The organism is Microcoleus sp. Pol7_A1, assembly GCF_036701085.1.
GTDB classification, from domain to species: domain Bacteria; phylum Cyanobacteriota; class Cyanobacteriia; order Cyanobacteriales; family Microcoleaceae; genus Microcoleus; species Microcoleus asticus.
This window is the reverse complement of the sequence record NZ_JAUBQD010000074.1, coordinates 18,089-31,115: the sequence shown is the minus strand read 5'-3', so window position 1 is coordinate 31,115 and position 13,027 is coordinate 18,089. Positions and strand designations below refer to the sequence as shown.

At 47.1% G+C, this 13,027-nt stretch carries 10 protein-coding genes; 2 read left to right on the top strand and 8 right to left on the bottom strand.

Annotated features, from left to right (window positions below):
- Window positions 1-65: 65 nt before the first annotated feature.
- From QUA20_RS27595 to QUA20_RS27585, 3 genes are all read right to left on the bottom strand, one after another.
- The gene (locus QUA20_RS27595; protein ID WP_333193041.1) at window positions 66-920 is read right to left on the bottom strand and encodes a leucine-rich repeat domain-containing protein; all 855 of its coding nucleotides are present in this window, start codon (window positions 918-920) and stop codon (window positions 66-68) included.
- Window positions 921-1,108: 188 nt separating this feature from the next.
- Window positions 1,109-2,143: a M28 family peptidase gene (locus QUA20_RS27590; protein WP_333193039.1), complete on the bottom strand. Its 1,035-nt coding sequence runs from the start codon at window positions 2,141-2,143 to the stop codon at window positions 1,109-1,111.
- A gap of 98 nt (window positions 2,144-2,241) precedes the next feature.
- The gene (locus tag QUA20_RS27585; protein ID WP_172192663.1) at window positions 2,242-3,444 is read right to left on the bottom strand and encodes a Coenzyme F420 hydrogenase/dehydrogenase, beta subunit C-terminal domain; all 1,203 of its coding nucleotides are present in this window, start codon (window positions 3,442-3,444) and stop codon (window positions 2,242-2,244) included.
- Window positions 3,445-3,764: 320 nt separating this feature from the next.
- Between QUA20_RS27585 and QUA20_RS27580 the strand changes: the two genes are divergently transcribed.
- Window positions 3,765-4,325, top strand: coding sequence for a hypothetical protein (locus QUA20_RS27580; protein ID WP_333193036.1), 561 nt, complete (start codon window positions 3,765-3,767; stop codon window positions 4,323-4,325).
- Window positions 4,326-4,460: 135 nt separating this feature from the next.
- Here the strand turns inward: QUA20_RS27580 and QUA20_RS27575 are convergent, their stop codons facing one another.
- The 5 genes from QUA20_RS27575 to psbZ all read right to left on the bottom strand — a co-directional run bounded on the left by QUA20_RS27575 (window position 4,461) and on the right by psbZ (window position 9,677).
- A complete protein-coding gene (locus tag QUA20_RS27575; protein WP_333193034.1) occupies window positions 4,461-4,721 on the bottom strand; it encodes a hypothetical protein in 261 nt (86 codons plus the stop codon).
- 173 nt (window positions 4,722-4,894) lie between these two features.
- Window positions 4,895-6,379: a DEAD/DEAH box helicase gene (locus QUA20_RS27570; protein ID WP_333193032.1), complete on the bottom strand. Its 1,485-nt coding sequence runs from the start codon at window positions 6,377-6,379 to the stop codon at window positions 4,895-4,897.
- Window positions 6,380-7,152: 773 nt separating this feature from the next.
- Window positions 7,153-8,463: a 30S ribosomal protein S12 methylthiotransferase RimO gene (gene rimO, locus QUA20_RS27565; protein WP_333193029.1), complete on the bottom strand. Its 1,311-nt coding sequence runs from the start codon at window positions 8,461-8,463 to the stop codon at window positions 7,153-7,155.
- A 211-nt stretch (window positions 8,464-8,674) separates the two neighbouring features.
- Window positions 8,675-9,265, bottom strand: coding sequence for a 6,7-dimethyl-8-ribityllumazine synthase (ribH, locus tag QUA20_RS27560; RefSeq protein ID WP_333193026.1), 591 nt, complete (start codon window positions 9,263-9,265; stop codon window positions 8,675-8,677).
- 220 nt (window positions 9,266-9,485) lie between these two features.
- A complete protein-coding gene (psbZ, locus tag QUA20_RS27555; protein ID WP_015177377.1) occupies window positions 9,486-9,677 on the bottom strand; it encodes a photosystem II reaction center protein PsbZ in 192 nt (63 codons plus the stop codon).
- Window positions 9,678-9,993: 316 nt separating this feature from the next.
- Here psbZ and QUA20_RS27550 point away from each other — a divergent pair, with 316 nt between their 5' ends.
- Complete coding sequence (locus QUA20_RS27550; protein ID WP_333193024.1) at window positions 9,994-13,026, top strand: CBS domain-containing protein; 3,033 nt, start codon at window positions 9,994-9,996, stop codon at window positions 13,024-13,026.
- Window position 13,027: the final 1 nt, after the last annotated feature.

Here is a 13,027-nt window from a genome sequence, read left to right as displayed (position 1 = left end):
CCGAAACATAAACCTATTCATATTCACTCATTTATTTATTATACATCGCTGATGTTATTAAATTTTCATTCCTTAGTCAAGGATGCTAGCGGTTTGATATCACCGATTTGATTCGAGCTGAGGTTAATCCCTTCCAGGTTAGTCAAAGATGCTAGTGATTTGATGTCACTAATCTGATTGCTGCTGAGGTCGATAAAAGTCAGTTTCATCAAAGATGCTAGCGGTTTGATGTCACTAATTTGATTGCCAGCGAGATCGATCCCTTCCAGGTTAGTCAAAGATGCTAGTGGCTTGATGTCGTCAATCTGATTGCTGCGGAGGAAAAGCCCTTTCAGGTTAGTCAAAGATGCTAGCGGTTTGATGTCATCGATCTGATTTTCGATGAGGACGATTTCAGTCAGGTTAGTTAAGGATGCTAGCGGTTTGATGTCGCCGATCTGATTGTTCCCGATGTTGAGCACTTTCAGGTTAACCAAGGATGCTAGCGGTTTGATGTCAACGATCTGATTGCTGCTGAGGTTGAGCAAAGTCAGGTTAGTCAAAGATGCTAGCGGTTTGATGTCGGTGATAGAACAGTTGATGAGCCGGAGAACGTTCAGGTTAGTTAAGGATGCTAGCGGTCTGAGGTCGCTGATTCCTTGCTTCGTAAAGCTAATTCCTGTGATACTAGAAAGTTGGCGATCGCCCTCATCGCACTCAGTAGTTCCTGCTATTTTTAACAGCATATCAACAGTATGTTTAGCTTCAGGGTTCAAAGAATCTTTTTCGCGACACCATTGAGCAAATGTTTTGTTCCCCGATCGCACTTCTGCTGCTGCTTTCCCCGACACTCCATTTCCAGATAATGCTAGAAGCACACAACAAGTAAGTGCGATCGACTTTTGTAACTTCCTGTGTTTCTGTACAACGATGAGTGTCATAATCTTGTACCTCTAATTTTCTCCACTGTATACAACAAAGACACTGCCTTACCGTGTCCCTGCAAAACATCTATTACAAACTCTCTGAATCACCTCACTCAGGCAACTTATACTAATTAGTAGGTGCGTAATTTTGCCTTATATTCTATGCCGAGCAATGATATTTCCCCGCTGAGCACCCTACGCAACTAATTAATATCAACTCCCACCAAATCTGCCACAACTTTCTCCAATCCAGCTATCACCTTCGCCGTCCGTTCCCAGTCAACCTTATCGGGTGTATCTTGCGCCGTGTGATAGTAAGGATAGCGATAGGGAGCAGTATCTGTCACCATCAGCCCTGGATAACCATGTTGCCAAAAAGACCATTGATCTGACCAACCAACACCAGGAATACCACCCGGAATTGCTGCACCTTCCGAGGGAAATTCAGCATGGCGACGGAAAGATGCGATCGCCTCTCTAACCAGTTTACTTGAGGATGTATTGCCAATAAATCCGATAAAATTTCCCGACGTAGGATAAAACAGGTTTAATGGTGCTGGATATTTCTGACTATTTTTGGCATCTGAGTAATAACCAATTGTTTCTAAACTGAGCATCGAAACAATTTTTTCATTACGCTCTCTGCATCTTTTGGCATAAACCAAACTCCCCATATCAGCAGTCCAGAAAAAAGGCGGTTCCTCATTCACAAACTCAACAAAACGCACAGTTTTTTCAGGCTTTTTATCCGCAAACATTCTAGCTAAAGCCAGAACTCCCGCAGCCCCAGTTGCGTTATCATTTGCCCCTGGACTCCCCAGCACAGAATCATAATGTCCCCCAATTACAACTATTTCCTCTGCCTTTTTTCCGCCGGGAATCTCCACTTCTATGTTATAATAAAATTTATCATCAATTTTATATCCTTGTCGTTCTACTTTATAGCCAGCAGTTTGAAATGATGCTTCGAGAAAGTCAGCCGCTTCTCCAAGTTTTTGATATTGTATAAAGTTGCGCTCTCCGATTTCACCAGAGAGCTTTTCCACATCGCGCTGTAAAGCATCTCGGAGCGAGATTTCCTGTGCTGTTAAAGGGGGAATTGTCCCGCTGTAGCTTTTCCCTGGCATTGCAATCATACTCAACCCTATCCCACTAATCAGGCTAATTAAGATTGTACTAAGGATAGCCAGTCTAGTTAACGTTCCGCGATTCCATAATCCGATTGTCCCCAATTGCATTTGTTTTTTATCTTTTGCTATCCTTGTGTAGCAGGGTGCGTCAGTTAGCGTTATTTTTTCAATAATCCAACAGCTTTTGACTGACGCACCCTACAAGTTTACACATCTGGCAACTTATACTGCCCCACAATCCGTTTAGCATATTCCGGCACATGAGCCTCTAATTTCTCCGGGTAATTGCGCTTCACGTACAGATAATTGCGAGTGAAATGAGAATCAATCGAAAACCGAGCATATTCCAAACCCTTCGGCCCAATTCTCTCAATAAAAACTCCCATTAACTTCGCCGCCCACATTGGCAAAGTCACTCCTTTTTCATAAGCCGGAATACTTTGCTGAACCGCTTCTTTTCTGTTTCCCTGAGACATCACGGGCTGAGTATTTAGCTGATCCGTTACCAAATCCAACATCTCTTGCCCGGTGTCATTTCGCACCACAATCCACTGCCAGCCAAAAGGTGCGCCCATATAGCCCACAACTAAATCTGCTAAAGAATTCACATAATCAAAACAGCTCAAACAAGAAGGAGCAAAAACATCTTTCAATTCCTTAGTATTCAGCCCGAAAAACGGCACTTTTTCTTCCGAACCATCTTCGTGTTTGAAGTGAACGTTAAAGTCTTGCATAAACTCATAAGATACAACTGTTTGGGGAGAACGGCTAGTCGTATCTAGGAATTTCTGCAAGCCCGCGCGGCTGACATTATCGACACAGGGAGTTCCCAAAACGTAGAGCTTCTCTAAACCGAGTTTTTTCTCGACTGTTCGCAAAGCTTGAATTTGACAGCCGACGCCAATTACTAACAGCCGCTTCATCCCAGATTTTTCGATTTGTTCTAATACTGAAAGGTTGGGAGAGAGAGTTGGTTTGTTGACTTTTGCTGCGAGAATTTCCTCGCGATTCCTAGCAATAATAGGCATCGGTTGAAAACGGTCTTCTTTGGTATTCTGGACGCAAACAACACCTTCTACAATTCCTTTTTCAAGCATTTCAATCGCAATTGTACTGACGATCCCCGTCCACTGAGCGCCCTCGATCGGCTCTTTTTTCCGAGCAGCCATCATATTTTGACTGACTCCGAAATACCAATCGTCGGGATTGTCGAGATTGCGCGATCGCCCGTGAATCTCTGCTTCTAATTCTGCGATGTGCTGTGTTAAGAAAGCACAAGATTCCTTGACATAATGGATGTAATATGTATCGCACAAACCGCACTCGCTGCAAAGTTCTTTAGCGGGCCGGCGGCTACCCGGTTTCAGGGCTTTGGATTTTTGGTGTTTACTAGAATCTGTTGCGGTCATCTAAATTACTTATTTTATGCAGATATGGCTTTTGTTAGGATATCACAGCAATTCTGGTTATTAAGTAGTCGCTCTAATTAAACGTAAAACTTTGTTGGCTATTCAGAAATCCGTCAGGGCGGTATCTCTTGGAACTCCCCTACAGAAACCGGGTTTCTAGGTCTTAGATCTTTGGGGACGAATATCCTTACTTTTTTAGTGCCTCTTAGCTCGGATTGTGCTTGTGTAGGAGCGAATTCTATTCACCCGGGATTATTAGTATAGAATCCGGATCTAGCGGGCGATCGCGCGAATACATTGCCAAATAAAGCTATAAAAAAATGGTAAAAATGTTTGTGATAACAGCCATAGCTGGCATCACGATGAATCTCGCAATTTCGAGCTTAGGATTTGCTGCTTTAGTTCGCCCTGTTCCCGCTATGAATCAAACTGTTGCGACTCTAGAAAGAATGCTCAGCGCGACACAAAAGCCGGCGGCGCTGAACTATTCGCGCCTGGGGATTGGCGGCGTTCGGTTGGGGATGCCTGTAGAAGAGGCAAAACGTAAGCTGGGAAAACCGCAGCGGGACGAAACTAAACCTGCTGGCTCTGGGATCGGCGGCAAGATTCGCACGCTAACCTACTCAGGATTGACGATAGCAGCATGGGAGGGCAAAGTTTATTTAATTTCTACTACCAATCCCAAGTTTCTGACAATGGATGGTGTGAAGGTAGGAGATAACAGCCAAAAAGTTGTTAAAGCTTACGGTTACGGGTCGCAATCTGTGCAGGGTGGATTGACTCGGTTGATTTACAGCAATGACCAAAAGGCTTCTAATTTGATTTTGGAACTTAAGGGCGATCGCGTGCAAAAAATTATTGTGAGCACGCAGCTAAACTGAAATATTAAACCACAGTGCAAACATCTCGGTTTACAAGTTTGTAGTCAGGACTTTATTCCTTATTTATTAAGATTTTTAGCCTTTCAGTAAGTTGACTGGAGGGCTTTTTCCTGATGTGCGATCGCCCGAGTCTCCTTAATCCTCTTGATCGTCATCCGACAACTTTGCCATTTCCTCAGCAACTAGCGTCTGAAAATCCTCTCCGCAGTGAACGTTCAGATGAATTGGATCGCTCAGGAACTCTGCTAGAATTTCAGCTTTTTGTAGATCGCTCAAATCAAGCAACTGAAGCTGAGGGATTAAAGTAATAACATTTTGACACTCAGTACCGAATTCTTCAATTAACGTACTCAGCGTAGAATTAGTTACAGAAATTGTCCGAGCGCTAACTTGCATCTTTACTTATCCAATTCTCAGTCCGCTAGGAGTGGGCTTCGTTTGTTCGCGGTTTCAACAACCGCCGAGCCCGGTCGGATTTGGGATCGCACCCATAAAAAAAAGTAGAGGTGCGATCGCGATCGCATCTCTACAAAAATTCTAAATAAGGTGCACATTGTGCACCCTACCAATTAGCTGTTCTGGGGAACAGGAGCACTCGGTGATCCAGAAAAAGTCGGCGCTACAGAATTACTTGGCGCAGGAGTCTTAGCCCGTTTCTTGATCAAGATTGGCTTGACGCTGTTTTCTCCACCAATCGGGGGATCTTCTTGTTGAGCGTAATCCGCGCCCATCCAAGCAGGACGGCTTTGGTCGAAAGCCATTTGCAAAGCAGCAGCGGCGATCGCGTGGGAGTCGTACTCCTCGGATAACTGAGATACTAGAGGCAAGAAAGATGCCATCCGTTCGCCAGCCAAAGCTTCGCGAACTTTACCCTGCATCTTTTCCAACTGACGAGCTTCTATTTGCGCCCGTGTCGGAATGTTTCGCACCGTCAAGCTCGATCGCACGTGGCGTTCAATCAAGCGCAGTTTGCGGCGATCGACCGGTTGAATCAGCGTAATCGCCGTTCCTTCCCGACCAGCCCGGCCCGTGCGTCCGATCCGGTGAACGTAGCTTTCCACACTGTCGGGCAAATCGTAGTTAATCACGTGAGTCAAGTGATCCACGTCCAAACCCCGCGCCGCAATATCAGTCGCCACTACCCAGCGGACTTGACATTGGCGGAACCGCGACAGCAAGCGTTCCCGCTGTGCCTGATTCAAATTACCGTGATACTCGTCAACGCTGTGACCTGCTGCTTGCAGTTGGCTGGTGAGTTCCGCCGCCGACTGCCGCGTCCGCACAAAAATCAGTGCAGATTCCGGGTCTTCCATTTCTAGGATTGGCTGTAGAGCCCTTGCCTTCGACCAGCCGCGGGGAATCATGTACACGCCTTGGCTGATGCGCTTCGGCGTTGCTTTTGGCTGTTCTACGGTGACGTTAACAGGGTTGCGCAAATGGCGCGACACCAATTTCCGAATGGAAGCTTCCATCGTCGCCGAGAAAAATGCCGTTTGACGTTCTTTTGGTGCAGCATCCAAGATTTTTTCCACATCTTGGATAAAGCCCATGCTCAGCATTTCGTCAGCTTCATCCAAAACTAGCCATTTTACCTTGTCTAGTTTCAGGCTGCCGCGGCTCAGCATATCCAATATGCGTCCGGGTGTACCGACAACTACGTGAACGCCGCGCTTCAAACGCTGCATTTGGCGATCGATCGATTGACCGCCGTACACCGTCAGAACTTGCAGAGAGCGACCAACTTTTACCGGCCCGTCGCTACTAATGCCGCTCAAATCGCGGATGGCTTCAGTTACTTGCATCGCCAATTCGCGAGTCGGCGTCAGCACCAGTGCTTGCACCGCAGTTACATCTAAATCAATCCGCTCCAAGATGGGCAACGAGAATGCTGCCGTTTTGCCTGTCCCTGTTTGGGCTTGACCCACAACGTCGCGACCTGCTAACAGGTGCGGAATTGCTTGTACTTGGATGGGAGTAGGTTCTGTAAAGCCTAGTGTTTCCAGATGGAGAACGAGTTCTTCCGAAAGACCTAAGCCTTCAAACAATAAATTCATTAATGCTCCTAATAACGAGTCTTAGCCTTCTAAGTTGCCCAACTCGGATGCGGATTTCTGCTCTAGGGCAGGAACTCATAAGAGTTCTTTATGGTGCTGCGCCTGCGCGCACCTTCTTAAATAGCAATCGAGTATAGGGCAGCTCCGTCGATGGTGACTAAATTTACCAATTCGACAGCCGTCTTTGATTTTGTGACATCACCGATACCAACCGCCAGGGGTCGGGTTATAGGCTTCCAACATTCTTAAAATAGGACATTGGACTTCCTTTGAGGTACTTGCAAGCTTTCCCTCTAGGGCATTTTATAGTGAGGATCATGACCAGCCCCACTTAACTACATAGTAGTAACAGGTTGTTTGGTTCAGGCGCTATCCCGCAATCCGTCGCCTGCGGGATTGAGCAGGGGATGGGGCGACCGTTACCGCCTATCCATCTCAACACTCTTTCGGGATACCGTTGTGGTGTATGGCGGACGGCGAAGCAATCTCAAATTATCCCCGCTTATTTCTGGCTTGTTATCATCATAACTCTTTACATTCAGAAACAAAACATTAAATTCGTTAAAATTTGCCGATGTTCTGTAGAGATTACCGCACCCCGACGGGGAGCGTCGATTGCCAGAGAGGCTACTAAAGGTTTATAACCCCTTTGCTAGATATCTTTGCACAATATTGTACAAACCGTTACTTTTGCTGCACAATCCGCTAATCATTTTTGGCTGGTGTCCGGTTTTTGTTCACCACACCGCCGATCGGGACAGTTCCAGCAACACTTACACTTGACCGTAGAGGTCGTAGACATCTGCACCAGTAATTTTCACAGATACGATCGAACCCAGCCCCGCTTCTCCTGTCACATAGACGAGTCCATCTACTTCTGGGGAAAATCGGGCGGATCTACCAATCAACTCGCCTGTCTCTGGTTGTTCTTGTTCTATCAGGACATCAACTACCTGACCGACAGACTCTTGATTCTTTTTCAATGATATAGGTTGTTGTGCCGCCATTACCGAATTGCGCCGCATTTCCATTATTTCTGCAGGTAATTGCTGGGGCAAGCTAAAGGCTGGGGTTCCTTCTTCTGGCGAAAATACGAAAACTCCTACGTGATCGAATTCGTGGCGCTTGACAAATTCCAGCAAGTGTGCTGCGTGTTCGTCGGTTTCGCCAGGGAAGCCGACAATAAAAGTTGTCCGCATCACCGCACCGGGAATTGCGGCTTTGAGCCGATCGACTATAGCATCATTGATCCCGGCTTGAAAAGGTCGATTCATCGCCCGCAGAATTTCGGGATGGGAATGTTGCAGGGGTAAATCCAAATACGGCAAAACGTTGGGTGTTTCGCGGATGGCTGCGACAACTTGCGGAGTCAAACCTGTAGGATAGGCGTAGTGCATCCGAATCCAAGGCACATCTACTTTACCCAAAGCGCGAAGCAGTTCGGCTAGTTTTGGTTCGCCGTAGATATCTTTGCCGTAGTTGGTGGTAATTTGAGAAATTAAAATAATTTCCTTTACCCCTTCCGACGCCAATTGCTGAGCTTCCGCGACGATAGACTCGATCGTGCGCGACCTTTGATTTCCGCGCAAGTGCGGGATAATGCAAAATGCACAGCGGTAGTCGCAGCCTTCTGCTATGCGCAGATACGCGACACCTTCGGATGTTGTGCGATAGCGGGGAGTAGTTTCGTCAGCGATGTAAGTAGGTTCTGAGGAGACGAGGGAAACTCGATCGCCCTTTTCCACCTGCTGCATAACATCGACGATTTTATGATAGTCGCCCGTGCCCACAATTGCGACTGCTTCCGGCAATTCGTCCAGCAATTCCTGCTGAAAATGCTGTGCCATGCAGCCGGTGATGACTACTTTTTTATTAGCTTCTGCCAATTCTACCAAGGTGCGGACTGATTCTTCTCGCGCAGCTTGGATAAAACTGCAAGTATTGACGACGACGTAATCGGCTAATTCTTCATTAGAATCGACTTGATAGCCCGCTTGAGCCAGCAAGCCAATCATGTGTTCGGTGTCGATGCGATTTTTTTCGCAGCCGAGGTGAGTAAATGCGATCGTTGGCTTCGTTGCCATGCAGTAATAGTTAGTGTTGCGCTATTTCTAAGAACTTTTTATGATATCACACTCATTTCCAATTGGCAAGATATTGGTCTAATTTGTCGATCGGCCGAGAGTGGAATTTTTACCTTGGGGGCGGGCATAATCACCACCCCACAAGAGTCTTAAGATTTTTCCCGATGCAAATCTTGATGTTTTTTTAGCTTAAAAATACTGCTAGCCGAACTTACAAGGGGATTTGATCGGACGATACATCGGGGGCGAGCGCCAGACTTGGTTCGCCCGAGAGCACTTGACCAGCAGACCCACTAGCTAATTGACCGTAAGAGTTTACGCCCAAACCATTAACTTGACGCATCAAAGTGCTCATTTCCAAAGCACTCATCGCATAATTCCAGCCCAAATTGCTTTTAATTCCGGCCCTTTCCAAAGCTTGCTGCATCGTGTCAGTCGTCACCACCCCAAAAATCACTGGCACCCCTGTCTGAAAAGCAGCAGCAGCAATTCCCTTAGCAACCTCACCAGCCACAAAATCGAAATGAGGAGTTTGGCCCCGAATTACCGCACCCAGACAAATTACCGCATCGTAGCGACGAGAAAGAGCAGCTTGACGAGCAATCAAAGGAATCTCAAAACATCCCGGAACCCAATAAAAATCAACTTGATTACCGTGAGGATTGATATCAACTCCGTGGCGTTTCAAACAATCTTGACAACCTTCCAAAAGTTTGTTGACAATCATATCGTTAAAACGACCGATGACTATAGCAAACCGCAAAGATTCTGTTTGAGTAAAAGTTCCCTCGAAAACAGTCATAGTGTTCTAGTTTAGATTTTAGGTCTTAGATTTTAGATTTTTGTTTGTGAGAAGGCAAAAGTCAGAAAGTAGCAGCATCTCATCTGAATCTCAAGTGCAAAAACATACAGGGTCGCGCGGTCTGGAAAATTCCTAGCTTCTGCCGAATGCCTTTCAATCGCTGGTGAATGCCTTCATCCTTCTATCTTTTACCTTCTTTATTCGATAGGGTTGGGTGAAATTAAACGACTAAAAAGTTCAATACACCCACTGCAATAACCAGCAAAAACCAGAGACCAGATCCCGCATAAATCAGGGATTTAGACTGATTCCAGTTTTGGGGAGAGGCATAAGCAACTGGCACGCCAACGACCATTACAAAAGACAGCAGTACCAGACCCAGTAAAACCACTTGAAACAAAATTGATAACATCTTTTCTCCTTTCGATATAACCGTGCGTTGATCGGAAATAGTTTCCCAGAACCGAAAAAAATCTTCCAAATTCTAGTTTTTGACAGTTTCCCGATAGTCGATCGAGAAATTGTCGGTTGATTGATACGAAAGAACCAGTGCAAATTCGGGCGTTGCGCGAACAGGCGTCAGCGGCTCTTGAGATTTCGATCAATTTTATCATTGTTCGCTACACGACAGAAAACTGGAAAGGTTAAGTTAAAGCCCGATCGACACATCCGGTTTCAGAGGGCGAGAAATTGCTACTGTTTGAGTTAGAGATGCGGGATGTTCGACTATGGACTTAGTTTTGTGCCACACAACAGCAGATTTTGACGCCTTGGGGGCGGCGGTGGGACTTTGCGTGCTGCGCCCAGGTAGCAGGATCGTACTTACTGGCGGGTCTCACCCGACGGTGCGGGATTTTTTGGCGCTACACCGCGACGAGTACCCGCTGATTGAACGCCGATCGGTCAATCCGCAACAAATTCGATCGATTACTATAGTTGATGCCTCCCAGCGCGATCGTTTGGGAAAAGCCGCCGAGTGGCTGGATTTGCCACACCTGAGCGAAATTGCTGTTTTCGACCACCACCTAGAGGCGCATTCAGACATCCCCGCTACTGTTACGCAGATCGAAGCAGTCGGAGCCAGCACGACATTAATTGTCGAAAAGCTCAAAAATCAAGCAGAAAACAGCGACACACCCTTCCGCCTTCTCCCTTCGGAAGCAACAGTAATGGCCCTCGGCATCCACGTCGATACAGGTTCCCTCACCTTTGAGGGCGCAACTGCGCGAGATGCCATAGCTTTGGCCTGGTTGATGGAACAAGGAGCGAGTTTGGGGGTAATCGCTGAATATGTAGAACCCGGTTTATCTCCCCAATTGCAAGATTTGCTCAGAGAAGCGCTGAATAATTTGCGATCGGAAACTTTGCACGGTTACAGCGTAGCTTGGGTTCTGCTATCTACTGAATCCTACGTTCCCGGACTTTCTTCGCTGGCTTCTCGCTTGCTCGATTTGACTGAAACCGATGCTCTGCTTTTAGGTAATGTTTATAAATTTAGCGAAAACGAAAACAACCGCAACATCGCTCCCGAATCGCCAGTTTCCAATCGATTAAGTATTATCGGTCGATCGCGCATCGAAGGAACAAACCTCAGCGAATTGTTCAAACCCTTCGGCGGCGGAGGCCACGCCCGCGCCGCTTCCCTCGCCACCCGCGATGTTGACCCCTTGCTGACTTTAAATCAGTTAGCTGACGAACTCAAAACTCAAATTCCCCACCCTCCGACAGCGCGCGAATTAATGTCGTCTCCCGTGCGGAGTATTCGCCCGGAAACATCGGTGGGGGAAGCTCACCGTATCCTCCTACGTTACGGACATTCGGGGCTTTCTGTGGTCGATGCGGGTGATCGGCTCGCCGGCATTATCTCGCGCCGCGACATTGACATTGCCCTGCACCACGGTTTCAGTCACGCCCCGGTGAAGGGTTACATGACTCCGCAGCTAAAAACGATCGCCCCGGATACCTTGCTGCCGGAAATTGAATCTTTAATGGTGACATACGATATCGGGCGCTTGCCAGTATTGGAAAACGGTCAACTGGTAGGAATTGTTACCCGGACTGACGTGTTGCGGGAATTGCACCAGCAAAAAGCACGAGACAGGGGAAGCAGTGCAAAATTTTCTGATTGTCCCGTGCCCGAATCGGTTGAGCAATTATTGCGATCGCGCATCAGTCCCGAATTATGGCAATTATTGTCGATCGCGGCCAATCTTGCCCAACAGCGCGGTTGGCAACTTTATCTAGTTGGTGGAGCAGTCCGGGATTTACTCTTAGCGACCGATGATAAACTGGCGCTAACTGATATTGATTTGGTTGTGGATGGAAAGTGCGGTTCCGACGATTCCGGTGCTGGTGTCGAGTTAGCTTCATCGCTGCAAAAACTATACCCGGGATCGCGTTTGGACGTTCACGGTCAATTTCAAACCGCCGCACTTTTGTGGCACAAAGACTCTCCTTTTGGCTCCCTGTGGGTGGATATCGCGACTGCTCGTACTGAATTTTATCCTTATCCGGCTGCAAATCCTGAAGTTGAAGCGAGTTCGATTCGCCAAGATTTGTACCGCAGGGATTTTACAATTAATGCGCTGGCTGTGCGGTTGGGCGTTCCTCGCAGCGGCCAATTGTTAGATTTTTTTTGCGGTTTGTTGGACTTGGAAGCGAAGAAAATTCGAGTTTTGCACGCCAACAGTTTTATCGAAGATCCGACGCGAATTTATCGCGCTGTGCGGTTTGCGGTGCGGTTGGGATTTGAAATTGAGCCGCAGACGGAAGGATATATCCGCCACGCTTTGGCCAGCGGGATTTATTACCGAATTCAAGGGGAAAACGGCCGAGCTCCGGCTTTGGAAACTCGGCTCAAAAGCGAATTAAAATACATTTTGCAAGCTCCTTACTGGAAAGTTGCTTTGCAAATGCTGGGAGATTTGCAGGCTTTGCGCTGCATTCATCCTAGTTTGGAGTTGGATCGGGAGTTGTGGCGGCAATTGCGTTTGCTCGATCGGTGTTTGCAAGGAAGGATGAAGGAAGAAGGAAGTTCGGCAACGGATTCTGTAACGGATGTCAGGAAGAAGGAAGAAGGAAGAAGGAAGAAGGAAGAAGGAAAAAGGAAGAAGGAAGAAGGAAGTTCGGCAACGGATTCTGTAACGGATGTAACGGATGTAACGGATGTAACGGATGTAACGGATGTAACGGATGTCAGGAAGAAGGAAAAAGGAAGAAGGAAGAAGGAAGAAGGAAGAGACTATTCCCTATTCCCTATTCCCCATTCCCCATTCCCCATTCCCCATTCCCCATTCCCCATTATCAATATTCCCGATTGGCAGATGCGGCTGGAAGTTTTGATAGCTTATTTAGCACCGGAATATCGCGGCAAGGTGGCTGCAAATCTTCAGTTACCTGCTGACAGCATTAAGCGGCTGGAAGTTTTGGAAGCCGGAAAGAACCAGTTAGCAGAGAATTTGCCTAAATGCGAGTTGCCGAGTCAACTGGTTTTGCTGTTGAGGAATTATGAATTGCCAGTGTTAATTGCGATCGCCCTGCAAAGTCCGCGAAAATCCCGCCGTCAAATTTGGGAATATCTCACCAGGTGGGCGAATGTTGAGCCGCCTTTGAATGGCAACGATTTGAAGGCTTTGGGTTATAAGCCTGGGCCTGGGTTTAAACGAATGTTGGATGATTTGTTGGCTGCGAGGTTGGATGGCAATTTGGGCGATCGGGCTGCTGCTATCTCTTTCTTAGCAGAACGTTATCCTCAAAATTAGT

Bases quoted from the DNA above. Each gene is read 5' to 3' on its own strand.
- QUA20_RS27590 (WP_333193039.1), bottom strand. From the start codon at position 2,143: ATGCAATTGGGGACAATCGGATTATGGAATCGCGGAACGTTAACTAGA.
- QUA20_RS27580 (WP_333193036.1), top strand. From the start codon at position 3,765: ATGGTAAAAATGTTTGTGATAACAGCCATAGCTGGCATCACGATGAAT.
- rimO (WP_333193029.1), bottom strand. From the start codon at position 8,463: ATGGCAACGAAGCCAACGATCGCATTTACTCACCTCGGCTGCGAAAAA.
- psbZ (WP_015177377.1), bottom strand. From the start codon at position 9,677: ATGTTATCAATTTTGTTTCAAGTGGTTTTACTGGGTCTGGTACTGCTG.
- QUA20_RS27550 (WP_333193024.1), top strand. From the start codon at position 9,994: ATGGACTTAGTTTTGTGCCACACAACAGCAGATTTTGACGCCTTGGGG.
- ribH (WP_333193026.1), bottom strand. From the start codon at position 9,265: ATGACTGTTTTCGAGGGAACTTTTACTCAAACAGAATCTTTGCGGTTT.
- QUA20_RS27575 (WP_333193034.1), bottom strand. From the start codon at position 4,721: ATGCAAGTTAGCGCTCGGACAATTTCTGTAACTAATTCTACGCTGAGT.
- QUA20_RS27585 (WP_172192663.1), bottom strand. From the start codon at position 3,444: ATGACCGCAACAGATTCTAGTAAACACCAAAAATCCAAAGCCCTGAAA.
- QUA20_RS27570 (WP_333193032.1), bottom strand. From the start codon at position 6,379: ATGAATTTATTGTTTGAAGGCTTAGGTCTTTCGGAAGAACTCGTTCTC.
- QUA20_RS27595 (WP_333193041.1), bottom strand. From the start codon at position 920: ATGACACTCATCGTTGTACAGAAACACAGGAAGTTACAAAAGTCGATC.